We start from the raw sequence: 25,790 nt of genomic DNA on the forward strand, positions 1-25,790 counted from the left end.
CTCTCATGATAGATACCCACGCACATCTCGACGGTGAAGAATTTGCAGCCGATTTACCCGAAGTCATATCAAACGCTACTAGAGCCAGAGTTGAAAAAATATTTCTTCCTGCAATAAATCTCGAAAACGTTTCCAAAGTGCTTAGCATAAGCCAGAATTATCCAGGGATATGTTATCCGATGATAGGTCTTCATCCTGAAGAAGTGCGGGCAGATTATGAAGAGATTCTTGCCGAAATGCACCGTATACTATTCGAAAACCTTGCTTCTACTACCGTACCGCACTTCATTGCTGTGGGAGAAGTGGGACTGGATTTCTATTGGTCGCGCGAGTTCGAAACCCAACAACTCCGAGCTTTTGAAGAAGCTGTTCGTTGGAGTGTTGAAACACGTTTACCGCTCATGATTCACTGTCGCAAAGCTCAAAACGAACTCCTAGGCATCATGCGTCCTTATAAAAACGAACTCCCCGGTGGCGTATTCCACTGCTTTACTGGAAATCAAAAAGAAGCTGCCGATTTTCTGGCCTTCGATAACTTCGTGCTCGGAATAGGTGGCGTGAGTACTTTCAAAAGTAGTAAACTGCGTACCGACCTGCCCGCAGCTGTGCCTCTTGACAGAATAGTACTCGAAACCGACAGTCCCTACATGGCTCCGGTTCCTCACCGCGGTAAGCGCAACGAAAGTGCTTTTGTTGTTGAGGTTCTCCACACTCTTTCCCAGGCTTATGGTGTCAGCGACTCCGAACTCGAACACCAAACCAATCAAAATGTTGCCCGAATATTCGGCACACTATGATTTCTACTCCACAAAAAATTATGATGCTTTTACACGGGTTAGAACATGTTCGCCTATATTGTTTGCGGAGGTTTCGCAAACCTGAAACAATTTTGTTTTACTCTTGCGTCATTGGCGCAAACCTGAAACAGTTTTGTTTTACTCTTGCGTCATTGACGCAAACCTGAAACAGTTTTGTTTTACTCTTGCGTCATTGGCGCAAACTTGAAACAGTTTTGTTTTACCCTTGCGTCATTGACGCAAACCTGAAACAGTTTTGTTTTGCCCTTGTGTCATTGGCGCAAACTTGAAACAGTTTTGTTTTGCCCTTGCGTCATTGGCGCAAACCTGAAACAGTTTTGTTTTGCCCTTGCGTCATTGACGCAATGATTTTGTAAACACTCATGTAATTTTTCTATACCGTAGGGAATAGAAATAATAATGGTGACCGTCTCGAAAGAGACGTACGGGATAAAAAATTAGAGTTTGTGTTACCTATTAGGGCTAGAAAAGGCCAGAAACTCCTTCTTTTACCCGATTGAAGAAGTTACTCCAAATGCTTGAAGATTTTTCTTGGGATGTTGCGGGCTTGGAGGATTGAGGTTTCTGAGGCTGTGATTTAGCGGTTGATGGTGGAGTACTGGTCGGAGGTTCATTTTTAAGACTCTGTGTTTTATTTTGTGGTTGGGCAGGGGTTTTCTTTGTGTTTGATTGGGCAACAGTCGGACGCTGACGAGGTTGTGGTTTTCGAGCTATTGTTTTAGGTTGGTCGAGTTCGGCTGGCTTCTCCCATTCAGGAATGAATTCATAGCACACTCCGGCCATTCCGTATTCAATTTCGGGAATTTCGATAGTGGAAGGTTCGGCTACGAATGGAATTTCGGTGGGCTTGTTTTTCGGAAGAATTTCAACTTTCATGTAGGCCACGCCACTGGAGAGGATGCCCAAATCGCGGGCTGCCGAATAAGAAAGGTCGAGTATACGGCCTTTAACGAACGGGCCGCGATCGGTTACTCGAACTACCACAGAACGGTTGTTTCGAGGATTGGTTACGCGCAGTTGAGTTCCGAAAGGGAGGGTTTTGTGGGCACAGGTGTAGCCATTTTTGTCGTAGCGTTCGCCGTTGCTCATCCTCCGTCCATGGAGCCCGTTGCTGTAGTAAGAAGCCTTACCGGCCATCTGCTTGTTTTCCTGTGCCGATGTAGCGTTAGGGACAAGAATAATGGATGTTGCTACTAAGAGTGTTCTGATGTTATCCATAAAAAACTGTTTTGTCAGGCATCTTCTTTTCGCCTTGGGTTAAAAAAACTTCGATTCTCCCTATAGTTTGTTTTGTGGGAGAATCGAAGTGAATTCTATTTTTCTATGTTTTATACTACTCCTTGTGCTAGCATAGCCTTAGCCACTTTCATGAAGCCTGCTATGTTAGCTCCTTTAACGTAGTCGATGTAGCCGTCGGATTCGGTGCCGTATCTCACGCACTGCTCGTGTATGGAGCGCATGATGTAGTGCAGCTTTTCGTCGACTTCCTCAGGGCTCCAGCTCAAGCGGAGAGAGTTTTGCGACATCTCAAGACCTGAGGTGGCCACACCGCCGGCATTGACTGCCTTGCCTGGAGCAAAGAGTGTCTTCGTGGCGGTGAACTTCTCGGCTGCTTCGGCCGTGCAACCCATGTTCGAAACTTCGGCTACGCAGAGAGGCTTGTAAGAAAGAATCTTATCGGCATCCTCGCCGTTGAGTTCGTTCTGAGTGGCGCACGGAAGATAGATGTCGGCTTTCTGCTCCCAGGGTTTGCGACCTTTGAAGAATTTAGAACCGGCATATTTGGTTGCGTAAGGTTCGCAAACGTCGTTACCGCTGTTGCGAAGCTCGAGCATGTATTCAATCTTATCGCCGCTGATGCCGTCGGGGTCGTAGATGTAACCGTCGGGACCGCTCAATGTGATAACCTTAGCCCCAAGTTCGGTTGCTTTCTTGGCAGCACCCCAGGCTACGTTTCCGAAGCCGCTAAGGGCAACGGTCTTGCCTTTGATGTCGATACCGTGGGTTTGCATCATCTGATGAACGAAGTAGAGCGCGCCGTAGCCGGTTGCTTCAGGACGAAGAATCGAACCGCCCCATTCCATGCCTTTGCCGGTGAGCATGCCTTGGAATTGGTGGGTGAGCTTCTTGTACTGACCGAAGAGGTATCCGATTTCGCGACCGCCCACGCCGATGTCGCCTGCAGGAACGTCTTCATCCGGGCCGATGTGGCGATAGAGCTCGTTCATGAACGACTGGCAGAAACGCATTATTTCGGCGTCGCTCTTGCCGCGTGGAGAGAAGTCGGAACCGCCTTTACCGCCGCCCATGGGCAGGGTTGTAAGCGCGTTTTTGAATGTTTGTTCAAAGCCAAGGAACTTCAGGATGCTGAGGTTAACAGAGGCGTGGAAACGCAATCCGCCTTTGTAAGGGCCGATAGCGCCGTTGAACTGAACTCGGTAACCGATGTTCACCTGTACCTTACCCTGATCGTCGACCCATGGAACGCGGAACGTGATGATGCGCTCCGGTTCAACGATGCGTTCGATGATGCTTGCCTTTTCAAATTCGGGATGCTGGTTGTAAACGTCCTTTACAGAGATGAGCACCTCGCGAACAGCCTGCAAATACTCAGACTCGCCTGGATGTTTTTGTTCCAGGGCTTGCATGATTTTTTCAACTTCCATAGATAAAAAATGTTTGTTGTTGTTTATGTTAGACGTTGTGAATTATCCACTTACGTTTTTACGCGTGGCAAATGTATTTACATAAAATCGAACAGCCAAAAATTCTCACGCCATTTATTTTAGCCGTTTAAGACGCGTTTTTGCAGTAATGTTTTCATTTGAATAATACGACTCGCAAAACAACAACTACCATGATTGTTTGACGAACAAATGGGACGGCAAGGAGGGATTAAATAGTACTTTTGTCCGGAACTTTAAGTAATTGTAAATGAAAGAACAGAATCCCGATAATTGGAACAAATTCTATTTGAGAGACGTGAGTTTCGTCAATCTTATGATGTGGCGTATATATAATGTGCTCATCGTAGCTAATCCTTACGATGCTTTCATGCTGGAAGACGACGGGCGAATCGAGGAGAAGATATACAATGAATACATGGAGCTGGGACTTCGCTATCCGCCCACTTTCACGCAGGTTTCCACTATTGAAGAGGCTGAGAAGATTCTTACCACGATTGATGTGGACCTGGTTATTTGTATGCCAGGAAATGCCGACAATGATGCTTTCGACGTGGCACGGGCAATTAAGAATATATCTCCCGACATTCACTGTGTGGTTCTGACGCCGTTTTCGCATGGAATAACCAGGCGAATGCAGCATGAGGATTTGAGTATATTCGATTATGTTTTCTGCTGGCTTGGCAACACGAATCTTATTCTATCCATAATCAAACTGATTGAGGACAAGATGAATCTCGAGAATGACATCCGCCAGGTTGGTGTACAAATGATTCTGTTGGTCGAGGATTCTATTCGTTTCTATTCTTCCATATTACCGAATCTCTATGGTTATTTGCTTACACAAAGTCAGAACTTCGCAACCGAGGCGCTTACAAAACACGAGGCGTCGCTAAGAATGCGAGGGCGACCGAAAGTGGTGTTGGCTCGAACCTATAAAGAGGCCTGGCAAATCTACGAGCAATTTAAAGACAATGTGCTGGGGGTGATTTCGGACGTGCGATTCCCGATGGACAGAAACGAAAAGAGCCTGAATACATTCCTCGGTAACCCGCCACAGAACGAGAAAGACCCGGATGCCGGACTGAAACTTCTTCGTGCTATCAGGCACGACAATGAGTATTTGCCATTGATTATAGAAAGTTCCGAAAGCGATAATAGGGCTAGAGCCGAGAAAGAAGGATTCCGTTTCGTAGACAAGAATTCTAAGAAGATGAGCGTAGACCTACGCCACATGCTCGAAGAACACATGGGGTTCGGCGATTTCATCTTCCGAGATCCTGTAACGCACGAAGAGGTTAAGCGTGTGAGGAATTTAAAGGAGTTGCAAGACAATATTTTCAGTATTCCAAACAACTCAATGCTCTATCACATCAGCCGCAACCACGTTAGTCGTTGGCTCTCCGCACGTGCTATCTTCCCTGTGTCGGCCTTTCTGAAAAACATAACGTGGCACAAGCTGCAGGATGTTGATCGGCATCGGCAGATAATCTTCAATGCCATCGTGGAATATCGGCGTATGAAAAACCACGGTGTTGTGGCAGTGTTCGACAGAAATAAATACGACCGCTACGCTCATTTCGCTCGAATAGGCGACGGTTCTCTCGGTGGAAAAGGGCGCGGACTGGCTTTCCTAGATAATGTTATCAAACGGCAGCCCGACTTCGATAGATTTCCCGGTGTGGAGGTACAGATTCCTAAAACCGTGGTATTGTGCACCGACATATTCGACAGCTTTATGGAGAGAAATAATCTATATCAAATAGCTCTCTCCAATGCCGACAACGATAGTATTCTGGAAGCATTTCTGCAGGCTAGACTGCCTGAAGCGCTCAACGACGATTTTTTGGCTTTTATCCGAGCAACGCGTGCGCCGATAGCCATACGCTCGAGTTCGTTGCTCGAAGACAGTCATTATCAGCCTTTCGCCGGGATATACTCAACCTACATGATTCCTTACACTGACAACCACCATGCTATGCTTAATATGCTCACGTCGGCTATAAAAAGCGTATATGCATCGGTTTACTACAGCGATTCAAAGACTTATATGACCGCAACGAGCAACGTAATCGACCAGGAGAAGATGGCTGTTATTCTTCAGGAAGTGGCCGGAAAGCAACATGCCAATCATTTTTATCCGAACATCTCCGGTGTGCTACGTTCGCTGAACTACTATCCCATAGGCGATGAGAAAGCCGAAGAGGGAATAGCTTCTCTCGCCCTCGGATTGGGAAAATATATTGTCGACGGCGGACAAACACTCCGCGTCTCACCCTACCATCCGAATCACATACTGCAAATGAGCGAGATGAAAACGGCTCTCAAGCAAACTCAAACTCAATTTTATGCTCTTGACACGGTGAACATCGATGACAATTTCAAGGTCGACGACGGATTTAACATCGTTAGTCTTAACCTTAAAGACGCCGAATCCGACGGAGCCCTACAGTATATCGCTTCAACATATCAGCCGAACGACGACGCGATATACGACGGAATATACGACGGCGGACGAAAAATAATCTCTTTCGCCGGAGTGCTAAAGCAAGATGTTTTCCCTCTTGCCCAGCTTCTCCGAACAGCCATGAAACACGGCTCTGAAGCCATGCGTCGCCCTGTCGAAATAGAGTTTGCCGTGAATATCGACTCTGTTGGCAAAGGCACGCTCTATCTTTTGCAGATACGCCCAATTGTCGACTCACAGCAACTCCTCTCCGAAGACCTCTCAACCATTCCCGACGCACGATGCCTCCTTCGAAGTAACAGTTCGCTTGGCCATGGAATATCCGACGATGTAGCCGACGTTATATATATAAAGGTCAACGAAACCTTCTCCGGTGCCAACAATCCAGCCATCGCAGCCGAAATCGAACAAATTAACCGAAAGTTTCTGGATACCGACCGAAACTATATTCTCATCGGGCCTGGTCGCTGGGGGTCGAGCGACCCGTGGTTAGGCGTACCCGTGAAATGGTCGCACATTTCGGCTGCTCGGGTAATTGTCGAGGAAGGCTTGCCCAATTATCAAATCGATTCCAGTCAAGGCACCCATTTTTTTCAGAATCTCACCTCTTTCGGTGTTGGCTATTTTACGATTAATCCTTTTAAAGACGATGGTTTGTGCCGCCGAACCATTCTCGACGCTCTACCAGCTGAAGAAGAAACCCATTTTATTCGTCACGTTCGTTTCCCTTCCCCGCTGAAAATTATGATGGACGGGAAAAAACAGCAAGCCGTTATCCTACTGCCTGAAGAAAACTAATTCTCACTCGCCGGAACTCTGTAGTGCAAAACAGAGTCTGTTTGAGGCGACGTCTGGCCCGCTGACGCAAAACAGAGTCTGTTTGGGGCGACTTCCAGCCCGCTGATGCAAAACAGGGTCTGTTTGAGGCGACGTCTGGCCCGCTGATGCGAAACAGGGTCTGTTCTGCTTAAGCCTCCGATGAGCCAATGGGTAATAAACAATGGATTCCTATTCGGGCGGAAGGCCCGCATGTAGGGACAGACCCCGTGTCTGTCCGCCCCGTCCGACAAGGACGAAATATGTTATGCGGCCAATAGACCGAATTGGCAGAGAGATGCGGACAGACACGGGGTCTGTCCCTACATGCGGGCTAACGCCCGAGTGGGGTCTCTATTAAACCGAACTCGCCCAATAATTACGTGAGTTCGATTTGAGATGTCTGCTTAAGCCTCCGATGAGCCAATGGGTAATAAACAATGGATTCCTATTCGGGCGGAAGGCCCGCATGTAGGGACAGACCCCGTGTCTGTCCGCCCCGTCCGACAGGACGAAATATGTTATGCGGCCAGTAGACCGAATTGGCAGAGAGATGCGGACAGACACGGGGTCTGTCCCTACATGCGGACTAATGCCCGAGTGGGGGGCTCTATTAAACCGAACTCGCCCAGTAATTATTCTAATCAAAAAAAGAGCCCGGCATTAAAACTTGCCGGGCTCTTGAGTTAACCTTTATGGATTCGGAGGGTTATTTCACCTGAATTACGAGATACTTACTGGTGCTCCAGAATGTTTGCGGGTCGTTGATACGAAGTATCATGTTGCCGTCGGCACCTTTATTCAGACTGTAGCTGCTTCCGGGATGAGAGGTGAGAATCTTGGCGCTACGACTGTTGAGATTGATTTCTCTGTTAGTACGGATGTCGATTTTGTTGAATGCTCCGCGGTTAAAGTTGCCTTGAAGAACTTTTCCACCTTCGAGGATGCCTTGACTCTTGAGTTCCTTTTTCGAACCGGCAATATACCATCCAGTGTTGAGCTGCCTTTCTTGAGTCGATATTGTTTCGCTCTTTTGATTGCTTTCGCTCTCAAGATTTTCTTTCTCAGTTTGCAGAGCCTGCTTTTCGTTGCTGAGGTTCTGGTTGGTTGTTTTGAGGTTCGAAACGTCAGTATTAAGTCCGGTTATAGTTTCGTCGAGCTCCTTGATGTGGATGTTCTTCGATTCCAGGTCGGCACGCAGTTTTTTGAGTTCTGCATCTTTTTTGACGAGTTGTGCTGTGAGAGTTTCGATAGCTCTTTTCATTTCACTGCCTCTGAATCCGGTGTCTTTAAGCTGCTGCTGCAGTTTTGCGATGAGCTCTCGGTTTTCCTTCATTCTTTGTGCAATGAACTGAATGTTCTCTTTGATTTGTGTTGCCTTGTCGGCTCTTTCACCATCTTTGACGAGTGTCACGCGGTCTTCGGCAGCATTGATTTCCGAGAATCCCTGTTGTATTTGATTGAGGGTTCCCATCATGTCGTTGATTTCGTTGTCGCGTGCGTCGATGATGGCACGTAGTGAGTCGTTTTTAACGTCGTTTGTTGAGTTAACGGCTTTCTTGAACTGATTGCAGGATGCGAGTGTCATGACTGCGCAGGCTGCTAATAAAAAGAGTTTTTTCATAATTCTTTAAATTAAGTTGTTTTACTTATTTGTTTGATTATTGATGTGGATTGTTTTCTTGCGTTGCTTTCCGGCCAGAACTATCACGAATTCACCTTTTGGTTCTGCCTTGCGAAAGTGTTCTGCAACATCTTGGAGAGTTCCGCGTACAGTTTCTTCGTGTAGCTTCGATATTTCCCTGGAGCAGCTCACTTGGCGTTCGGGTTCGAAAACTTCGGCAAATTGCTCGAGCGTTTTGACTATCCGATATGGTGATTCGTAGAAAATCATTGTTCGCTCTTCGTTCTGCAAGTTTTCGAGATGTGTTTTGCGTCCTTTCTTCTGCGGCAAGAATCCCTCGAAGCAGAAGCGGTCGCAAGGAATACCACTCGAAACGAGTGCCGGTACAAATGCTGTTGAACCTGGAAGTGTTTGTACTGCAATGCCTGCATTGATGGCCTCGCGTACGAGAAAGAATCCGGGGTCGCTGATGCCTGGGGTGCCGGCGTCGGAGATTAGGGCGATGGAGTTCCCGGCTTTCAATCGTTCCACTATTCCAGCAGCTGTGCCATGTTCGTTGAATTTATGATGAGACATTAGTTTGTTCTTTATGTTGAAGTGCTTCAGAAGTATGCCCGATGTGCGTGTATCTTCGCATAACACAAGGTCGACTTCTTTTAGAACTCTAAGGGCTCGGAGGGTTATGTCTTCCATATTGCCCACAGGTGTCGGAACTAAATATAATGTACTCATCAACGGCTGCAAATGTATCGTAAAAGGGTCGAAGAGAAAGAAAGCCCTAATAGAAATTAGTTTTTTTTACTCAACGCGAATTGAAGCGGTTAAGGGGCGTTAAGCTACATTACAATATCTTTCTTTGGCAATATTTTAGAGGGCGTTTTCTTTTCCATACTTTTGCACGACATCAAACGATAAGTCATTCTAGGACGTGAAAAGAATAAGTATACACTCGTTATTTTACTTTCTCAGCAGGTTTAAATACTATATTGTCTTAGTGCTCGGCGGGCTTATTATAGGCGTTGTTGACGAGAACAGTTTTATGCGTCGGTTTGAATACGCCAATCAGATTGAAGACATGAAAGCTGAGATTAAGAAATACAATAATCAATATAGACACGACATGGAACTGCTCAATAAGATGAAACTCAATCCGACAACGATTGCAAAGATTGCTCGTGAACGGTATTTCATGAAAACCGACGATGAAGATATCTTCGTGTTGAGCGATGACGAGAATCCCGTGGAAAATGAATCGCAAAATGAAACAACTGAATAGAACCGAAATTACTCTTCTTCTTTTAGGCGGACTGATTATGGTTCTCAGCGCCGGACTTTATGTGTTTTTTATCATGCAAAATGTTGTGTGCTGGTCTATGCTTCTGGGTGCCGGACTTTTTGTGTCAATACAGATGCGACAGAGCTATGAGGGAAGCAACATAACCATTCGCAGATTGCGAAAGATACTTGGATTGTCTGGTGTATGCTTTATTCTGGCGGGTGGATTCATGGTTGAGGATTCATACCATTTCCTGGAATCGTTGTTCAGTGGGTCAGCATCGAATTATTCGCTTTATATAAACATCTTCCATCATAACTGGGTTGTACTTTTGTTGGTGGCTTCGATACTGGAAATATATGTCACGCACAGGATTAGTTATGAGCTTAAAAAGGAGAACGAGAAGTGCGGATAAAAAACACTAAAAGGCGAATGATATTTTTAAATACAATGAAAAACTTTCGGTACACGAGGCTTAGCCTGTAATTTTGCCGACCATCAAGCAGACATATTGTTTATGACAAAAGTTCTCTACGCCTTCCTCTCTTTCTCTTTATTTCTCACATCGTGTGCAAACTCATACGACATTCAAGGAACATCGAATGTTTCGAGCCTTGACGGGCGCAAATTATATCTCAAAGTGAATAGCGCTGATACGCTAAAAACAATAGACTCGTGCGACGTTGTACATGGGCGATTCATATTCCAGGGTAATATTGACTCGGTGAGAGTAGCACAAATATTCATGGACGATGTTAATTTGCAGTTTCCCATTGTGCTTGAACAGGGAAACATACAACTTCGGCTTGACAACACGCAGCAACAGGTGAGTGGAACGCCGTTGAACGACAAGATAAACGACTTCTGGATTAAGTTCACCCAGATTCGCAATCAATACATAGAACTCGACCATGAGGAAAGCGCGGCAATAATGAACGGGCAGGATGAAAACGAAGTGAACTCCAGATTACTAAAACAGGCTTTGCAAGTATATGCCAGCGGAGACAAACTTTTCACGAAATTCGTTACAGACAATTTTGAAAATATACTAGGCCCGTGGGGGTTCTTTACACGCATAACCTACGATACGACACCCGATGCATACCCCTCATGGATGAACGATTATCTTTATCTGAATGCAGTGAATCAGCTTTCATCATGGATTGATTTCATAATGATGAAAGCTCCTGACAGTTTCAAGAACGATCCGCAGGTGAAAGATTTCTACACGAACTTTCAGCAAACACAAAATGAAATGAATGGAACGGCTGAAACCACTAGTACCTCTCCAACCGACAACCAATCAGTGACACCTCCAACTCCGGCTGAAAGAGCAGGCGATTCCATTCAAACCGAATAAGTAATGAATACAATCATTGAGAACGGAACCATTGTAAACGAAGGAAAGGTTTGCAGAGGTTCTGTAGTTATACAGGACGACAGGATAAGCGAAATAATATTCTCAACCGAACCTCCCCGTGGCAATTACGACAAAAGAGTCGATGCCACGGGTTGTTTTGTTCTGCCGGGTGTTATTGACGAGCACGTACATTTTCGTCAGCCGGGTATGACAGACAAAGGCGATATTGAAAGTGAAAGTCGTGCTGCAGCTATGGGAGGAGTTACATCGTTTTTCGATATGCCCAATACAAATCCCATGACAACAACGCTCGAAACACTTGATGAGAAAATTCAAATGGCTGTACGCGATAGCCACATAAACTATAGCTTCTTCTTTGGCGCAACAAACCAAAACAGCAGTCTGTTTAAGCATCTCGATCCGCATATTATACCCGGAATAAAAGTTTTTATGGGAGCTTCCACTGGAAATATGTTGGTGGATAATAGCAGAGCCCTCGAAAAAATATTCCAGACAGCTGCATTTCTTAATTTACCAGTGATGACTCATTGTGAAGATTCCGCGATGATTACCGCCAACATGAAAATTGCCAAAGAAAAATATGGTGACGACCCCGATGTGATTCATCATTATGAGATAAGAAATGCAGATGCGTGCCATCACTCCTCAAAGCTGGCTATTGAATTGGCTAAACGATTTGGAACACAATTACACATCGCTCATTTGTCGACAGCCAAAGAACTATCGCTAATCGACGATGTTGAAGTACGTAAGCTTGTGACGCTGGAGGCAGTGATTGCTCATCTTGTATTCACAAACGAAGATTATCTCACCAAGAAAGCCCTCATCAAATGCAATCCTTCAGTGAAAACAGCAGCCGATCGCGATGCTTTACGGAGGGCGCTTGCCAATGGTAAGATTTCAACCGTCGGAACCGACCATGCTCCGCATCTTCTTTCCCAGAAACAGGGGGGATGTTGTCGGGCTGCTTCCGGAATGCCGATGATTCAATTCTCGCTGGTTACAATGTTGGAACTAGTCGACAAAAGAGTCATAACCATTGAACGATTGGTTGAACTTATGTCGCATGCTCCAGCTAAGCTGTTTCGAGTGAATGAAAGAGGATTTCTCCGTCCCGGTTACAAGGCTGATATAACTATTGTTAGCTGTGAGCATCCTTGGCAAGTAACCGAAGATACAATCGTTAGCAAGTGTAAATGGAGTCCAATGTTGGGCCATGAATATCGTTGGAAAGTAATCCACACTTTCTGTAACGGTTATCACTTACTTAATGGCACGACATTCAATCCCGATTATCGCGGTGAACAAATAACTTTCCGCAATTAGACTATAATATATGGTAGCTCGTATCGCAATTTTTCTCCTCGCAACAATCATCCTTTCCGATCTCTATATCTACATTCGTTTCTTCCGCAAACCCCACAAACATTCCTGGCCAATGCACGTACTTATGTGGGGTTCTAGCGCTGTAATCATGATATTCACTTGTGTGCTGTCACTTCAACGCAACTTTGCTCCGCTGAATCTAACATGGCTTAATGTCTATCTCTTTCTACTCGTAGTATGTACCTTTTCTAAAAGCATATATGTGCTTTGCTCCATCGTCGGCCTATTGTTGCGCCGATTTGTTGTACGAACAAGCTGTAAATTCGAGCATTATGCGGGTCTCATTTTAGGTGCTTTAAGCATTTGCGTTTACATATATGGTATAACTGCCGGAGTCAGTCGTATAAAAGTTAACCGAATGGACCTAACTTATAAGAATCTCCCCGCATCATTCGACGGCTATACAATTATACACGTTTCTGACCTCCATCTAGGAACATTCAAAGGCTGGCGCAGTCGAATCCTGAAAGCCGAAATGGATTCTATCCGCCGAATCAATCACAACCTCATTTGTTTCACCGGCGATTTACAAAACATGCACCCTAGTGAAATTGAGATAATGAAACCATTCCTTTCGCCAATGCAAGGAACTGTTGCTGTATTGGGTAATCACGACTATGCCGGATATTTCAAAACCGATCCCGACAAGGAATACACAATCAGACAACGAGTCATAACCATTCAACGACAGATGGGATGGCACCCACTCTTGAACGATAACATTATCATCAGATCGAAGGATAAGAAAGATTCCGTCGTCATCCTAGGAACAGAGAACGACGGTAAACCGCCCTATCCCAGTAAAGCCGACTATACCCGAACTATTCGAGGAATCAATCCGAAATCGTTCGCTATCATGCTCCAACACGACCCATCGGCTTGGCGACGCAATATACTCCGCAGAACTAATGCCCAGCTAACTCTCTGCGGGCATACCCACGGTGGACAAATGCAAATCCTAGGCCTCCGTCCCACACAATTCACCCAGAAAGAAGACCATGGGCTATACGAAGAAGACCAACGACACCTATACGTCACAGCAGGACTAGGCGGTATGGTTCCTTTCCGACTCAACATGCCCAATGAAATAACAGTAATAACACTACACAAGCAATGAAATCTCCAATCGCAAGAGCCTTTTACGCCATCTACACAATCTGTATCTTCATGCCAATATTCCTGATCGCATCCATAATAACAGCTCTAACAACAACCATCGGATGTGCAATAGGGAATGGTCATTTCTGGGGCTATTATCCCGGAAAATGCTGGTCGTGGCTAACAATAAGAATCCTCTTCCTGCCTGTCCGCGTCGAAGGCCGCGAGCACCTACAACCCGGACAGAGCTATGTTTTCGTGAGCAATCATCAAGGAGCGTTCGATATATTCCTTATTTACGGATTCCTTGGACGAAACTTTAAATGGATGATGAAAAAAGGTATCCGTAAGATTCCCCTTGTCGGAACAGCCTGTGCTTACGCCCATCACATTTTTGTCGATAAAAGCGGAGCAAGCAAAATCAAAAAAACCTATGACACGGCACGCGAAACTCTCCGAGAAGGTATGTCTCTTGTGGTGTTCCCCGAAGGTGCACGTAGCTTTACGGGTCACATGGGCAAGTTTCGACGCGGTGCTTTTGCCCTTGCCGACGAACTTCAGCTTCCCGTTTGTCCGCTAACCATCAACGGTACTTTCAACGTCATGCCGCGTACTCGCGACTGGCGGTGTCCGTCATGGCATCCATTGAGTCTAACCATTCACGAACCAATATTCCCGAAAGGAAAAGGCCCCGAATTCGAAAAACAAACTATAGCCGAAGCTTACGATACGGTTATGTCCTCTCTTACTCCCGAATATCAAGGTTATGTAGAGAACCCTGACCAGTAAGAATCAGCAACTCAAACTTCGTTCTTCTTGCAATATGTTTGTTCAAATGACTTGATTAATACACCTTTTCACGTATTCTTCTCCTAAACATATATCCATTGCACCATGGATACCGTTCAGATGCTTTCTTTGTTCGTCCCGTGTCAGACGGAACCATAAGAAAAAGGATATAATAAAACAAACAAGAGAGGAAAAGCAAACCTTATCAACAATCGGCGCAGCTCGCCCTGATATATATAGGGAGCGATTTAATAATCGACTAGAATCCCATCTATGAAAATACACTTTCCGCGTGCCCTTGGAATTGCATACGTGTGCGAATAAATTTCTTTATATACGAACTCACTTCTATTTACTCCCGTATTAAGTAGCGATTACGTCCGTATTGCAATGCGATTACTTCCGTATTCCATTCTATTTATATACGTACTCCCTTCTATTTATATTAGGGAGTTGTATCATAGACATACTGGAGAAATTGAATTATCATCGTGATGAAACAAATTTATCATCACGATGAAACGTTTGTATCATCATGATGAAACTAATTTTTCATCATGATGATAATTCAATTTCTCGGTTAAGAAAACAATGAGAGTACGTATATAAATAGAAGGAGCTCCGGGAGTAAATAGAATGGGATACGTATATAAATAGAAGTGGGTACGTATATAAATAGAAGAGAGTTCGTATATAAATAGAAGGGACTTCGTATATAAATAGAATGTTTTCCAGGGCTTATCGTTAACTTTGCGGTGTCACTTTTCAGTGTATCTCCCCGAGAAATCATTCATATAAAAAAATAATATTCAGCAATGAAAAAAAATCTACTTATGCTTTGTTTTCTCGCCTGTGCAATTGTGGGGCGGGCAGTAAAGGCCGATCCTACGCCGGTTGTTTTTGTGCAACCTGACGGTACTCAGCTCACGGTTTTTCAACATGGCGATGAACATTTCAGTTGGCAAACAACCATCGACGGTGTGTTGCTTACACAGGTTGGAAGAGCCTTCTATGTGGCTCGCGTAGAGAAAAACGGTGAGCTGAAGGCGTCGGCTATGTTGGCGCATGAAACTAATGCCAGAAGTATGGCCGAACGACGACTTATCAGAGCACAGAGACCTGAAAGATTCTATGCTGTAGCCGAAAAGCAAGAGCATCGTAAAATTGGAATTGGTTCGCCCTGGGTTGCCTATTTCCCGCATACGGGAACTCCTAAGGTGTTGACTATTTTGGTTCAGTTTTCAGACACAACGTTCTCGAGTCCTAATCCACAGCGCAGTTTCAACGATTTCTTCAACGCAACGGGTGTGATGCCCAACTACACTCTTAATGAACAGCGGAATCACGGTAGCGTGGGTCGATATTTTAACGAAATGAGCGGTGGTAAATTCAAGCCGCAGTTCGATGTTGTAGGTCCGGTGACACTGAATAAACCATCTGCCTATTATGGTCATGACGAGGGCAGTTTTAAGGATTCGCGTATCGATGAGTTGATTCGTGATGCTAGTTCGGCGGTTAATTCGCAGGTTAATTTTGGAGACTATGATAGTAATAACGACGGATATGTCGACCTGGTTATGATTGTATATGCTGGCTATTCGCAAGGTTCGAGCGGCAACCGCGATGATATATGGCCCAAGGCCGGTATGGGGAGCTCGTTCCAGATAGGCGGCAAGACGATTAATCGGTACTGTGTCACCAGTGAGCTTAATTATTCGCCTACCCGTAAATTCCAGTCGCCGCCCAACAAGCGCATATCAGGAATTGGTCTTGCATGCCACGAGTTCTCGCACACCATGGGGCTACCCGATTTCTATCCCTACAATGCAGGTGCGCAGATAAATAATCAAGCTATGGAATATTGGGATTTGATGGACAATGGCGAATACACTGATAATGGTTATACGCCCACACCCTACACTCCATGGGAGAAAGAGGTGATGGGATGGCAGCAGATTCAAACACTTAGTGATACGCCTGCTGCAGTGACTTTACAATCGGGCGAAGCTCGGAAAGTGAACAGTGCAAATGAAGGCGAATATCTAATTCTACACAATATTCAAAATACGGGTTGGGCGTCGAAGATGCGCGGACATGGATTGTTGGTTTATCGAGTTGACTATGGACTGACAGAGGTTAATATGAACGATCATGTGAATGATTTTCCTGGTCGACCGGGTATGACAATTGTGCCGGCTGATGGATTGCTTATCACAGCCTATGACGTTAAGACTTCGGGCAATCCGAACGGACATTATACTTCGAATGAATTCCTAGATAGTCATGCCGGTGACCCATTCCCTGGAACATCCGGCGTGAATTCGCTCACCAATGTTACGCTCAATAAGAGTACTCTTCAAAAACCTATTCTAAATATCAATGAGGATGTTTCAACAGGAGTTATAACTTTCAACTTCTTGAATAATACTCCGTCGGGAATCGATAATACAACTATCGAGAAGTTCGACAATAATCGATTCTACACACTTGATGGAAGGTTCGTGGGATTTGATAGTAGTGTGCTTCCGAAAGGTATTTATATTCGGGGAAACAAGAAGTTCGTTAAGAAATAAACGGGCGTTCGTTTCTCTAGTATTCAGCAGGGCTTCGACCAGAATTATAATACTGTCGAAGCTCTGCTGTTGTTAATACCTTAACTTTGCCCTGAATTAATTAAGATAACCTTGAAACCAAAATGGAAAAATTCATTCATTACGTTTGGAAACACAGACTTTTTCCACTTAACGAACTGAAAACTACTAATGGCGAGCTGGTTGAAGTCATTGATGTGGGACTATATAATCGCAACAATGGGCCCGATTTTTTCAATGCTAAAATAAAAATCGGTGGAACATTGTGGGTTGGCAATGTCGAGATTCATGAGCGGTCGTCTGATTGGTTCAGGCATAATCATCACACGGATGCATGCTATAATAACGTGATTTTGCATGTCGCGTCGGAAATAGATACCGACATTCAAACGGCATTGGGCAATCAGCTACCACAGCTTAAGTTGGAAGTGCCTGAGTACGTTCGTCGTAACTATGAAGAACTAATCACGAACGATGAATATCCTCCCTGTCATAAAATCATTTCTACTCTGCCAGAAATCATGATGCATTCGTGGCTGAATGCTTTGCAAATAGAACGATTGGAACAGCGTACACAGACAATAGAGCGGAGGCTTGAGGTGTGCAACGGCGATTGGGAGTCGGTGTACTTTATAACGCTGGCCCGCAATTTCGGATTCGGTATAAATGGTGATGCTTTCGAGGAATGGGGCAAACGAATATCGTTGAATAATCTGGCATACCATCGGGATAATCTTGTCCAAATCGAGGCGATTTTCATGGGGCAGGCTGGTTTACTCGACATCGGTGCAGTGCATGAACGTAATAGGGCGGCAACTTTGGAAGACGAATATTTTATGTTATTACAGAGTGAGTATTGCAATTTTTCGCATAGGTTAAATCTATCGCCGATGGATGCGTCGCACTGGCATTTCCTTCGACTCCGACCACAGAACTTCCCGCACATTCGAATCTCGCAACTAGCCTATCTCTATGCAAAGGGCGGTACAGGATTGCAGACTCTTATCGAGTGTAAAACCATCGACGAGGTTATCGAGTTGCTTGACACGCGAGTTACAACCTATTGGCAAACTCATTATTCATTTGGTGCACCGTCGCGTACAAATATCAAGCAATTGTCACTCACGTCTCGACGGCTTATGATTGTTAATACGGTTGCGCCAATGTTCTTTGCTTACGGCAGATTCAACGGCAACGATAAGTTAGCCGAACGGGCGATGGATTTTCTTGACTCAATCGGTGCGGAAGATAATAGAATAGTGCGGATGTGGCGCGAACTAGGCATAAACATTCGTAGTGCAGCCGATTCGCAAGCGCTTATACAGCTCAAGAACGAATATTGTGACCGAAAGGATTGCCTTCGTTGTCGAATTGGCTATAAATATCTTGCCTCGCCAAAATGAATGGGCAAAAAAATCGGGAACCCTAATTAAGAGTCCCCGACCAATCCCAATAAAAATTATGATAACATAAAATTCCAAGAACAATTCATCTAATCCTATCTGCTGCTCGAACCAATGCCTCATCAGCTAAAACCGCCCTACGTGCCAACCACAGTAGAATCAAACTCACCAGTGGAAAGGCTGATGCAAAACCAACATGAAAAATCATATCCTTGAATAACAGCTGCGAAAAAGCAGCGTATAGTACACACCAACCAATTAATAGCAGCATTACGAATATGCAGAAACGAGCCTGTCGACGCCTGTTGCGATAATCGAAAATAGTGAAGAGTACTGTAGGACAGCAAACAATCAAAATGGCAAACAGTACCCATGGGTCGAATGCCGTTACACCATCAGCTCTGACAATCCAAAGATTTGTCATCACATTGCTAAGTCCCATTCCTTTTGGCTCAAACGAACCTATTGGCAAGCATAGGCAAGCAACGATGGTAGCCAGAGCCAGGAGGAGGTATATGGTTTGTTTGCGTTGTAGCATTTTCGGGAGTTAATTTTTTTCGACGTTATCTTTCGAGGGGTCACGCCAGTAAATCTGACCGTCGAGAAACTCTTCCGTTGCCAGCAGAGCCGGTTTTGGAAGTTTTTCGTAGTAGCGACTTATTTCGATTTGCTCGCGATTTTCGAATACCTCTTCCAATGAGTCGTTATATGAAGCAAATTCGGCCAGTTTCTTACTGAGATCTTGCTTTATCTCAGCCGAAATCTGGTTAGCACGCTTCGAAATGATAACCACACTTTCATAAACATTGCCCGTGTCTTTCCACAATTCTTGCACATCGCGTGTGACGGTATTGACGGGCGATTTTGATTTCTTGTAATCCATTATTTATATACCTAATATTTAATTCTTAATCTTTCGTTATTTCCTTGCACCTCTCAATATATCGTTCAGCTGTTGCTCTTTCTTTCGAGTCGGGATATTCGTTGATGAATCCATAGCATTCGTCCTCGGCATCTTGGAAGCGTTGCAAACGTTTCGATTCTATGCTCATTTGTGCAAGTTCGAATTTGCTTTTCATTACTAAAACCGCAAAGTTCTCGCGCAGACTACTGTAGGGATAATCGTTCAGTGCATTTTGTGCTGTGATTATGCAGGCCTCGTAATTATTACCGCCGCTGGTGCAGTTGCCGAAATACGATCCGAGATTATAATAGAGCTTTGCATTGAGATATTCCTTTTTGATTAGCTTATCCTGCAGCTCGAACAATCTTTGCTGTGCCTGCTCTTTCATTCGTCCGCTGGGAAAGAGGTCCATGTAATCCTGAAATGAGGCAATTGCGGTAACGGTTCGTGTTTGATCCAACCGTGGTTCCGGCGCACTTTCATATAGGCTTAGCCCGATATAGTAGGAAGCCATTTCGGCATATCGTCCACGTGGATAGGTTTGATAATATCTCTTGAAAATTTCCGACGCCGTCTCATAATCTTTCATTCCGAACTCAGCCATACCGAGCATGAACAGGCATTCTTCGGCATTGTCGGTTCCTTTCTCGATTGTGATTAATTCTTGTAGGAGCGGAACGGCAAAAGTGTATTTCCCACGTGCGAAACATTCCTTTGCAAATTCATATTTATAGTCGTAGTCTGTCGTTCGATAGACCATGTTATATTCCTCGGCACAACCCGTTAGGAGCAATATTGTAGAAAGGGTTATGAGAATTTTTTTCATATCATAAGTTTACGGCGCAAAGGTAAACATTAATACATAAACTAAAGAAGCAGCCCTTTCCACAGTCTCTTGCGAGATATGTAGGCTGAGCGTTCATTGAGCGAACTTTATTTAAAGACTAAAACACAAAAAGCATCTCTGCCTTTATTCACTTTCGATACGATAAGTTAGGTAGAGATGCTTGATAATATTTAAACAGAGGAGAGAGTTACTCAACGAGTTGAATTGCGAAATAACCTTTCTTACCTGTTGGATAAACGCCCTGGATGTAGAGTACGGGGTCTTTGCTTGTAGATGCGACTTTGACCACTTTCTGAAGAGCGTCGATAGAGTTTATCGTTTCGTCGTTGGCGCGCTGGATTATGAAACCGCGGTTGATGCCCGAACGTTTGAGGGCGCCATTATTCACTTTGATTACCTCGAGTCCATAGTTGATGTTGAGCTGCTGCTTCTGGGCATCGGTCACTGGGCGGAATTGTCCGCCGAGGACATCGATATCGGCTTGCTCAATCGGTTTTGTTGTTCCTTGAGCGTTCTTGAGGGCTATGGTTCTAGTGATTTCTTTCTTCTTTCTTAGATAGGTTATGGAAACGTTGTCACCCGGGCGTTTGCTGTTGAGAGCCTGTTGGAGTTCAGACATTTTGCTTACTTTCTTTCCGTCGATCTTTATAATCACGTCGCCAGTTTGCAGTCCGAGCTCAGAGCCGTTAGTGTCGTCTTTCACTTTGGCCACATACACTCCTTCGTTTGTACCTAGGTCGGCTTCCTTACCATTTTCTTTTTGCGCGTTGATATAGTTCAGCACGTCGCCACCTTCAATGCCTAGCATAACGCGTTGCACGCTTCCATATTTCTTTATATCGTCTACAACTTTGTTCATAATGACGGTTGGAATGGCGAATCCGTAGCCGGCATACGAGCCTGTTTGCGAATAGAGCATAGCATTGATTCCAACGAGTTCTCCTTGTGTATTTACGAGTGCCCCGCCCGAGTTACCGGGGTTTATGGCAGCGTCGGTTTGAATGAAGCTTTCAATACCATCTTGCGATGCACCGAGTCCACGCGATTTTGCGCTGACGATTCCGGCGGTCACGGTTGAGCTAAGATTATACGGGTTGCCAACTGCAATGACCCATTCTCCCACTTTGAGTTTGTCGGAGTCGCCGATTGGTAGGGCTGGCAGATTCTTAGCATTGACTTTGAGCAGGGCGAGGTCGGTTTTCTTATCGGTTCCAACGACACGTGCCGAGAATTCGCGGTTATCGTTCAAGGTCACGGTAATTTCGTCGGCTCCATCTACCACATGATTATTCGTTACGATGTAACCGTCGGTCGAGATAATTACTCCGCTGCCAGTTCCTTCTCTTTTGGGGGTTTGTACTTGCTGTCTGCGCGTTCCTCCTCCGTTACCTTGATTCGGGTTTCCGAAGAATCCGAATGGGTCGAAGAATCCGAACGGATCGTCGGGCACTTCAACGGTCTGTGTCTTTGAATTCTGAGTGTTTTTGATGTGCACCACTGCCGGTAGTGCTTTTTCGGCAGCGAAGGTTAGATCGACCGGCTGCCCGGGGATTGCTGCAGGAGTCTTTGCTGCATACACTTTGATGAAAGCTCCTGTTGAGAATGCCAGTGCAACGACGCACAGAGCAATGATTAGATACTTTGATGTCTTATTCATATTAAACAAATTGTTATTGATGATTTTTGTTAACCTGAACCATGATAGCTATTCTTACTATTCAGGCAAGTTGTTGCTTGAATCGGTTGCAAAAATAGAGTCAAAAGAACAGCTCCTGACAATCTGTCGGTTTTCTTTATTCGTATTTAACAGTTCAAATTTTCAGCTTAACGGCCCTTAATTAGATTGCTCCTGAAATTTGCATTCGTTTTATTGAAATGCCCTATACAGAGGGAAGTACAAAGGGCGTATTTGGGCATTATTCTTGTAAACCCTATCTTTGCAAACCTCAAAAGCAGTGTTCCGGCTCTGTCGTTGATGATTAGATTTTTGTTATCAATATTATTTTCATCAAAGGAAAGTCCGGGCAGCATAGGGTATCCTGCTTCCGAAAGGGAAGCTATTGGCGACAATAGATGTAGGCAGAAGAAAAGAACCGCTGCTGAAAGGCAGTAAGGATGAGAAGGCGGTGTAAGAGACCACCGGCAAACGGGCGATCGTTTGGCCGTGCCAGTCAGGAGCTGTAAGTTCATGTAAACCGTTGTTTGAAGGCGACCCGCCTGAGCACTGTCACAACGGAGGGTAGAATGCTATTGACCATCTAGGGCAACCTGGTGGCTAGATAAATGACAGGCATCTTCCTCGTAAGAGAAAGAAACAGAACCCGGCTTATAGGAACACTGCTCTTTTTTTAGTTCACCAACCTCCCCTGCCAATCATTCGGCAGGGGAGAAATGGTGATAAATCAAACACTCGTAAATAATGAAAGATTTGGAAGAACGCTATGTTACAACCCTTGACGATTTCCAGCACAGGGTTGAAAATAAAATCAGAAATCACAACGATGAGCCCGGTTTCCCACAGATGCCTACAGAAATGGATGAACAGGAGCTCGCCGACTACCTTTTTTACTATCAAGCTGCACTCGACAGTGAGGGCACGGAGCGTTCCAGATACACCGTCGCAGGAATACTCCTTTCATTACCCATCCTTGTTATCTCGGCGTTTCCTGAAGAGAAGCTTCCTTTTGAAGGATTTCTCAATGTTCTACTGGCCATTGGAATAGGTATTGTACTATTTGTTGTCTATCGAGTGTTGATGAAATTCCTCGTGCGTAACCGAATAAGAAACGTCAACCGCGACTACCCACAGGCTAAGGACTATGTAGACAAGGTGCTGGCTTTCTGAAAACAAAACAATACATCACACAATTAAAATTCATAAACTATGGAACTACCCGATTTTCAACAGTACAAGAGTAAGTTCTCGCAAAAAGCATTCATCGACAAGATTCAACGAATAGCCAAGCGGGCCGGAGCAAAGCTCGTTTATGCAGCGCTCATCTTATACTACACACTCGAGAGCGACAAAGTGTCGGTCAAAGACAAGGCTATCATCATCGGCGCCCTAGGCTATCTCATCTCTCCGCTCGACGTGATGCCCGACGCAATCCCAATTGCCGGACTCGGTGACGATTTAGCCGTGCTCATCTATGTTCTGCATAAAATATGGGGCGACGTGAGCGAAGACATCAAAAAGAAAGCTTACGACAAACTCACTGCCTGGTTCGACGAAGACGAAGCAAAAGCCGTAATCGGTAACCTTTTCACAGAAGATCCATCTGATACCCCGGTTTAATAACTCCCCTCTTTTTCTATGTGGCAGTACATTTTCATCGGTGTCGTGCTGCTGATGGCTATGATATACGTCATCCGCAGACTCCGACAAACATTCACAAACAACAATCCATGTCACGGATGTACAGGCTGTTCCATGCGTAAGGAATTGCTCAAAAACCAGCATCGAACGGGGATGATGAAGCCCGCTTGTCACCACAAAATCTGATGAAAGCTTGTGGAAGCTGATTTTAGTTCTTACTTTTGCATTCGTTCATAGGGAACCCGTGAAAGACATCTTCACATAATTTCTTATAAACATGGTGCCTGGGCCGGGAGGTTAGGTAACGGTCTGCAAAACCGTGTAGAGCGGTTCGATTCCGCTAGGCACCTCTTCTCAAAGAGAGCATATTGGTTTTCCAATATGCTCTCTTTTGTTATACGGTCGGTAGACCGAGTTGGCGTGTGTATCGAACATACACGGGGTCTGTCCCTACATGCAGGTTATCTATCGCTCAAGTTGGCAGGAATTGGAGAGTGGCACGTTCTGGTCTGAGTTTATTTTATATAGAACTCACATAAGATATGGTTTGGCATGTTTGATACATGTGTGTTTTGAAATTTAGCTGTGTGGGTTATTGGATGAGTAGGAGTGTTTTTGCAGTTGCAAAGTATTGGTGTAAGTCTAATAAGTGTGTGTGTCACACCCATCAGTCTTTTATATATTATTCAGTAGATTACTTAATAACTATATTACTTTAAAATATTATTTCTATATCTTACTAGAATATAGTATCATATTAGAATATGTTTTACGTAAATTACAGAAATACTTTTTTGATTTAAATCATATCTTCAGGATATACCATAATTATTATTTTAGATATAAATACATTTCGAGTATATTCTTGAAGAATGATTTTTGATTAAATCATTTATTCAAGATATTATTTATTTACTGTATTGGTTTAAAATATATTTTCAATAGATTCCGTAAGGATTATCTTTAATATATATTATTTACGGAATATACTGAAATGTTGTTTTGTAATAAAAATATATTTATGGAATATGCTGAAAGACTATTTTATAGCAAAATAGTCTTTACGGAATTTCTGTAAGTATTGTTTTTATATAATTGGATATTTCAGTACTTTCCGGAAAAGATATTTTAATATAATCTAGTGTTTATAGTTATAAATAAAATAATAATAATTGTAAAATGAATACTTCAGTAACGCAATGAAAAAGAAAATGATTAACTTGCAGTCCAGAAACGAAACGTGACGAAGGGGCGGATGACTTTCGGAGTGGTAAAATAGATGCGTTTCGGATAATTAAACAGTAGGTGATATGGGAATGACAATTGAATTACCGAAGAAGGTTAAGTTTCGAGGCAGTCACAGCTCTAAGTTTACCAATGGATACTACATCGCGTTTCACGATCGCATGTATGATTTCATTGGGGGAATTGATCGCGCTCGTCTGCACATAAGCGATGAGGTGATGGCCGAGTGGCGGAGGCTCATTGATATGGCAATGATAACGGGGCCAAAGACGAACACCGTTATGCTTACTCAGAAGTTGGGAACGCTCGATGCGCAGAGGGTGGAGCTGGTGACTTATATTTTCAATGTGATTCGTACGCAGTGTGGTTCGCGAAGTCTTGAGATTCGTGATTCGGCCGAGCGACTGAAGGTCATTGTGCGTCGGTTTAGGGGCTTGCAGGCTCGAGGTCGTGAACATAAAAGTTCTATGATTTGTAGCATGGTGTCGGCTTTCCGCGAGAAAGAGGCCGATTTGAAACGGCTTGGAATAAAGGTGGCGGTCGATGATCTGGAAAAGGTGAGTCGGGAGTACGATGCAGCGTGGCTTCATCGAGCGGACGCCAGAAAATTGTACACGGCCACGTATAAGGTTCGGCCGATGATGGATGAGGTTTATGCGTTCGTTTTGAATAAGATTGCGGCGGCCCACGCATTTGCCGAGACCGAGGCAGAACGGCAGTCGATTGAGGCGTTGGTGGATGAGATTAACCAGCTTGTGGGCGATTTCAGACGGAGCTATAATGAAAGTATAGCGCAGAAAAGACGGGCGCGAAAGAAGGCGGAATCGGATGCAGATGAGCTCGATTCGGATTCGACTTCGTTGGCATCTTCGGATGTGGATTCATCGGAAAATGATTCAGAATCGGACTCGTTGGCGTCTGGAGAGTTGAATGCATCGGCCCAAATGGTAGATTCTTCTTCCTCGAAATTGGTTGCAAAGGGGGCGGAAGTATCACCATCTGACGGCGGATATTACGATAGACCGAGAGAGAGAATATCGCCCGGCGACGAATTATATGACGAGTCGGGAGAAGAGATGACGTCCTATGGAGAGGGGCGCGATGGACCGGATGCAACGGGCGGCATTCCATAAAATCGTTCTATC

At 44.6% G+C, this 25,790-nt stretch carries 22 protein-coding genes, 1 tRNA gene and 1 other RNA gene; 16 read left to right on the forward strand and 8 right to left on the reverse strand.

Annotation, left to right across the window (positions count from 1 at the left end; translation table 11 throughout):
- Positions 1-5: 5 nt before the first annotated feature.
- The gene (locus HMPREF9140_RS02935) at positions 6-797 is read left to right on the forward strand and encodes a TatD family hydrolase (RefSeq protein WP_006951651.1); all 792 of its coding nucleotides are present in this window, start codon (positions 6-8) and stop codon (positions 795-797) included.
- 483 nt (positions 798-1,280) lie between these two features.
- Here HMPREF9140_RS02935 and HMPREF9140_RS02940 read toward each other — a convergent pair whose 3' ends face one another.
- Both HMPREF9140_RS02940 and gdhA read right to left on the reverse strand, forming a co-directional pair.
- On the reverse strand, positions 1,281-2,036 hold the full coding sequence (locus tag HMPREF9140_RS02940; protein ID WP_006951652.1) for a septal ring lytic transglycosylase RlpA family protein: 756 nt from the start codon (positions 2,034-2,036) through the stop codon (positions 1,281-1,283).
- Between the two features lie 110 nt (positions 2,037-2,146).
- The gene (gene gdhA, locus HMPREF9140_RS02945) at positions 2,147-3,484 is read right to left on the reverse strand and encodes an NADP-specific glutamate dehydrogenase (RefSeq protein WP_006951653.1); all 1,338 of its coding nucleotides are present in this window, start codon (positions 3,482-3,484) and stop codon (positions 2,147-2,149) included.
- Between the two features lie 268 nt (positions 3,485-3,752).
- Here gdhA and HMPREF9140_RS02950 point away from each other — a divergent pair, with 268 nt between their 5' ends.
- Positions 3,753-6,767 carry a PEP/pyruvate-binding domain-containing protein gene (locus HMPREF9140_RS02950; protein ID WP_006951654.1) on the forward strand — a complete coding sequence of 1,005 codons (3,015 nt, stop codon included), beginning with the start codon at positions 3,753-3,755 and terminating at the stop codon, positions 6,765-6,767.
- 727 nt (positions 6,768-7,494) lie between these two features.
- Here the strand turns inward: HMPREF9140_RS02950 and HMPREF9140_RS02955 are convergent.
- Entirely contained in the window at positions 7,495-8,409 is a 915-nt protein-coding gene (locus tag HMPREF9140_RS02955) for a Cbp1 family collagen-binding glycoprotein adhesin (RefSeq protein ID WP_006951655.1), read from the reverse strand.
- Between the two features lie 21 nt (positions 8,410-8,430).
- A complete protein-coding gene (gene rsmI, locus HMPREF9140_RS02960; protein ID WP_025073378.1) occupies positions 8,431-9,141 on the reverse strand; it encodes a 16S rRNA (cytidine(1402)-2'-O)-methyltransferase in 711 nt (236 codons plus the stop codon).
- Between the two features lie 307 nt (positions 9,142-9,448).
- Between rsmI and HMPREF9140_RS02965 the strand changes: the two genes are divergently transcribed.
- From HMPREF9140_RS02965 to HMPREF9140_RS03000, 8 genes are all read left to right on the forward strand, one after another.
- Positions 9,449-9,685, forward strand: a complete 237-nt coding sequence (locus tag HMPREF9140_RS02965) for an FtsB family cell division protein (protein ID WP_373852565.1) — start codon at positions 9,449-9,451, stop codon at positions 9,683-9,685.
- A complete protein-coding gene (locus HMPREF9140_RS02970) occupies positions 9,669-10,100 on the forward strand; it encodes a hypothetical protein (protein WP_006951658.1) in 432 nt (143 codons plus the stop codon). The genes HMPREF9140_RS02965 and HMPREF9140_RS02970 overlap by 17 nt, the downstream gene beginning before the upstream one ends.
- A gap of 102 nt (positions 10,101-10,202) precedes the next feature.
- Positions 10,203-11,045 carry a DUF4369 domain-containing protein gene (locus HMPREF9140_RS02975; RefSeq protein WP_006951659.1) on the forward strand — a complete coding sequence of 281 codons (843 nt, stop codon included), beginning with the start codon at positions 10,203-10,205 and terminating at the stop codon, positions 11,043-11,045.
- A gap of 3 nt (positions 11,046-11,048) precedes the next feature.
- Entirely contained in the window at positions 11,049-12,392 is a 1,344-nt protein-coding gene (locus HMPREF9140_RS02980) for a dihydroorotase (protein ID WP_006951660.1), read from the forward strand.
- A gap of 10 nt (positions 12,393-12,402) precedes the next feature.
- A complete protein-coding gene (locus HMPREF9140_RS02985) occupies positions 12,403-13,569 on the forward strand; it encodes a metallophosphoesterase (RefSeq protein WP_006951661.1) in 1,167 nt (388 codons plus the stop codon).
- A complete protein-coding gene (locus tag HMPREF9140_RS02990) occupies positions 13,566-14,339 on the forward strand; it encodes a lysophospholipid acyltransferase family protein (protein WP_006951662.1) in 774 nt (257 codons plus the stop codon). Before HMPREF9140_RS02985 ends, HMPREF9140_RS02990 begins: the two co-directional genes overlap by 4 nt.
- 815 nt (positions 14,340-15,154) lie before the next feature.
- Positions 15,155-16,912 (forward strand): M6 family metalloprotease domain-containing protein, encoded by a 1,758-nt coding sequence (locus HMPREF9140_RS02995; protein WP_006951663.1) that lies wholly within the window; start codon positions 15,155-15,157, stop codon positions 16,910-16,912.
- Between the two features lie 122 nt (positions 16,913-17,034).
- Positions 17,035-18,333, forward strand: a complete 1,299-nt coding sequence (locus tag HMPREF9140_RS03000) for a DUF2851 family protein (RefSeq protein WP_006951664.1) — start codon at positions 17,035-17,037, stop codon at positions 18,331-18,333.
- Between the two features lie 85 nt (positions 18,334-18,418).
- Here the strand turns inward: HMPREF9140_RS03000 and HMPREF9140_RS03005 are convergent, their stop codons facing one another.
- From HMPREF9140_RS03005 to HMPREF9140_RS03020, 4 genes are all read right to left on the reverse strand, one after another.
- The gene (locus HMPREF9140_RS03005; RefSeq protein WP_006951665.1) at positions 18,419-18,871 is read right to left on the reverse strand and encodes a DUF4293 domain-containing protein; all 453 of its coding nucleotides are present in this window, start codon (positions 18,869-18,871) and stop codon (positions 18,419-18,421) included.
- A gap of 9 nt (positions 18,872-18,880) precedes the next feature.
- Positions 18,881-19,216, reverse strand: a complete 336-nt coding sequence (locus HMPREF9140_RS03010; protein WP_006951667.1) for a DNA-directed RNA polymerase subunit omega — start codon at positions 19,214-19,216, stop codon at positions 18,881-18,883.
- Between the two features lie 25 nt (positions 19,217-19,241).
- Entirely contained in the window at positions 19,242-20,063 is an 822-nt protein-coding gene (locus tag HMPREF9140_RS03015) for an outer membrane protein assembly factor BamD (RefSeq protein WP_006951668.1), read from the reverse strand.
- Between the two features lie 208 nt (positions 20,064-20,271).
- Positions 20,272-21,741: a trypsin-like peptidase domain-containing protein gene (locus HMPREF9140_RS03020; protein WP_006951669.1), complete on the reverse strand. Its 1,470-nt coding sequence runs from the start codon at positions 21,739-21,741 to the stop codon at positions 20,272-20,274.
- A gap of 295 nt (positions 21,742-22,036) precedes the next feature.
- Between HMPREF9140_RS03020 and rnpB the strand changes: the two genes are divergently transcribed.
- From rnpB to HMPREF9140_RS03040, 6 genes are all read left to right on the forward strand, one after another.
- An RNA gene (rnpB, locus tag HMPREF9140_RS10020) (RNase P RNA component class A) lies at positions 22,037-22,429 on the forward strand.
- 74 nt (positions 22,430-22,503) lie between these two features.
- Positions 22,504-22,929 (forward strand): hypothetical protein, encoded by a 426-nt coding sequence (locus HMPREF9140_RS03030; protein WP_006951670.1) that lies wholly within the window; start codon positions 22,504-22,506, stop codon positions 22,927-22,929.
- A 39-nt stretch (positions 22,930-22,968) separates the two neighbouring features.
- Positions 22,969-23,379 carry a YkvA family protein gene (locus HMPREF9140_RS03035; RefSeq protein WP_006951671.1) on the forward strand — a complete coding sequence of 137 codons (411 nt, stop codon included), beginning with the start codon at positions 22,969-22,971 and terminating at the stop codon, positions 23,377-23,379.
- 18 nt (positions 23,380-23,397) lie between these two features.
- Positions 23,398-23,586 carry a FeoB-associated Cys-rich membrane protein gene (locus tag HMPREF9140_RS10130; protein ID WP_006951672.1) on the forward strand — a complete coding sequence of 63 codons (189 nt, stop codon included), beginning with the start codon at positions 23,398-23,400 and terminating at the stop codon, positions 23,584-23,586.
- Between the two features lie 93 nt (positions 23,587-23,679).
- Positions 23,680-23,750 (forward strand) — tRNA-Cys (locus HMPREF9140_RS10455).
- A 1,176-nt stretch (positions 23,751-24,926) separates the two neighbouring features.
- On the forward strand, positions 24,927-25,778 hold the full coding sequence (locus HMPREF9140_RS03040; RefSeq protein WP_244858979.1) for a DUF6261 family protein: 852 nt from the start codon (positions 24,927-24,929) through the stop codon (positions 25,776-25,778).
- Positions 25,779-25,790 lie beyond the last annotated feature (12 nt).

The sequence above is a fragment of the Prevotella micans F0438 genome, assembly GCF_000243035.1.
GTDB lineage: Bacteria > Bacteroidota > Bacteroidia > Bacteroidales > Bacteroidaceae > Prevotella > Prevotella micans.

Bases quoted from the DNA above. Each gene is read 5' to 3' on its own strand.
- HMPREF9140_RS02935 (WP_006951651.1), top strand. From the start codon at position 6: ATGATAGATACCCACGCACATCTCGACGGTGAAGAATTTGCAGCCGAT.
- HMPREF9140_RS02940 (WP_006951652.1), bottom strand. From the start codon at position 2,036: ATGGATAACATCAGAACACTCTTAGTAGCAACATCCATTATTCTTGTC.
- gdhA (WP_006951653.1), bottom strand. From the start codon at position 3,484: ATGGAAGTTGAAAAAATCATGCAAGCCCTGGAACAAAAACATCCAGGC.
- HMPREF9140_RS02950 (WP_006951654.1), top strand. From the start codon at position 3,753: ATGAAAGAACAGAATCCCGATAATTGGAACAAATTCTATTTGAGAGAC.
- HMPREF9140_RS02955 (WP_006951655.1), bottom strand. From the start codon at position 8,409: ATGAAAAAACTCTTTTTATTAGCAGCCTGCGCAGTCATGACACTCGCA.
- rsmI (WP_025073378.1), bottom strand. From the start codon at position 9,141: ATGAGTACATTATATTTAGTTCCGACACCTGTGGGCAATATGGAAGAC.
- HMPREF9140_RS02965 (WP_373852565.1), top strand. From the start codon at position 9,449: ATGCGTCGGTTTGAATACGCCAATCAGATTGAAGACATGAAAGCTGAG.
- HMPREF9140_RS02970 (WP_006951658.1), top strand. From the start codon at position 9,669: ATGAAACAACTGAATAGAACCGAAATTACTCTTCTTCTTTTAGGCGGA.
- HMPREF9140_RS02975 (WP_006951659.1), top strand. From the start codon at position 10,203: ATGACAAAAGTTCTCTACGCCTTCCTCTCTTTCTCTTTATTTCTCACA.
- HMPREF9140_RS02980 (WP_006951660.1), top strand. From the start codon at position 11,049: ATGAATACAATCATTGAGAACGGAACCATTGTAAACGAAGGAAAGGTT.
- HMPREF9140_RS02985 (WP_006951661.1), top strand. From the start codon at position 12,403: ATGGTAGCTCGTATCGCAATTTTTCTCCTCGCAACAATCATCCTTTCC.
- HMPREF9140_RS02990 (WP_006951662.1), top strand. From the start codon at position 13,566: ATGAAATCTCCAATCGCAAGAGCCTTTTACGCCATCTACACAATCTGT.
- HMPREF9140_RS02995 (WP_006951663.1), top strand. From the start codon at position 15,155: ATGAAAAAAAATCTACTTATGCTTTGTTTTCTCGCCTGTGCAATTGTG.
- HMPREF9140_RS03000 (WP_006951664.1), top strand. From the start codon at position 17,035: ATGGAAAAATTCATTCATTACGTTTGGAAACACAGACTTTTTCCACTT.
- HMPREF9140_RS03005 (WP_006951665.1), bottom strand. From the start codon at position 18,871: ATGCTACAACGCAAACAAACCATATACCTCCTCCTGGCTCTGGCTACC.
- HMPREF9140_RS03010 (WP_006951667.1), bottom strand. From the start codon at position 19,216: ATGGATTACAAGAAATCAAAATCGCCCGTCAATACCGTCACACGCGAT.
- HMPREF9140_RS03015 (WP_006951668.1), bottom strand. From the start codon at position 20,063: ATGAAAAAAATTCTCATAACCCTTTCTACAATATTGCTCCTAACGGGT.
- HMPREF9140_RS03020 (WP_006951669.1), bottom strand. From the start codon at position 21,741: ATGAATAAGACATCAAAGTATCTAATCATTGCTCTGTGCGTCGTTGCA.
- HMPREF9140_RS03030 (WP_006951670.1), top strand. From the start codon at position 22,504: ATGAAAGATTTGGAAGAACGCTATGTTACAACCCTTGACGATTTCCAG.
- HMPREF9140_RS03035 (WP_006951671.1), top strand. From the start codon at position 22,969: ATGGAACTACCCGATTTTCAACAGTACAAGAGTAAGTTCTCGCAAAAA.
- HMPREF9140_RS10130 (WP_006951672.1), top strand. From the start codon at position 23,398: ATGTGGCAGTACATTTTCATCGGTGTCGTGCTGCTGATGGCTATGATA.
- HMPREF9140_RS03040 (WP_244858979.1), top strand. From the start codon at position 24,927: ATGCTTACTCAGAAGTTGGGAACGCTCGATGCGCAGAGGGTGGAGCTG.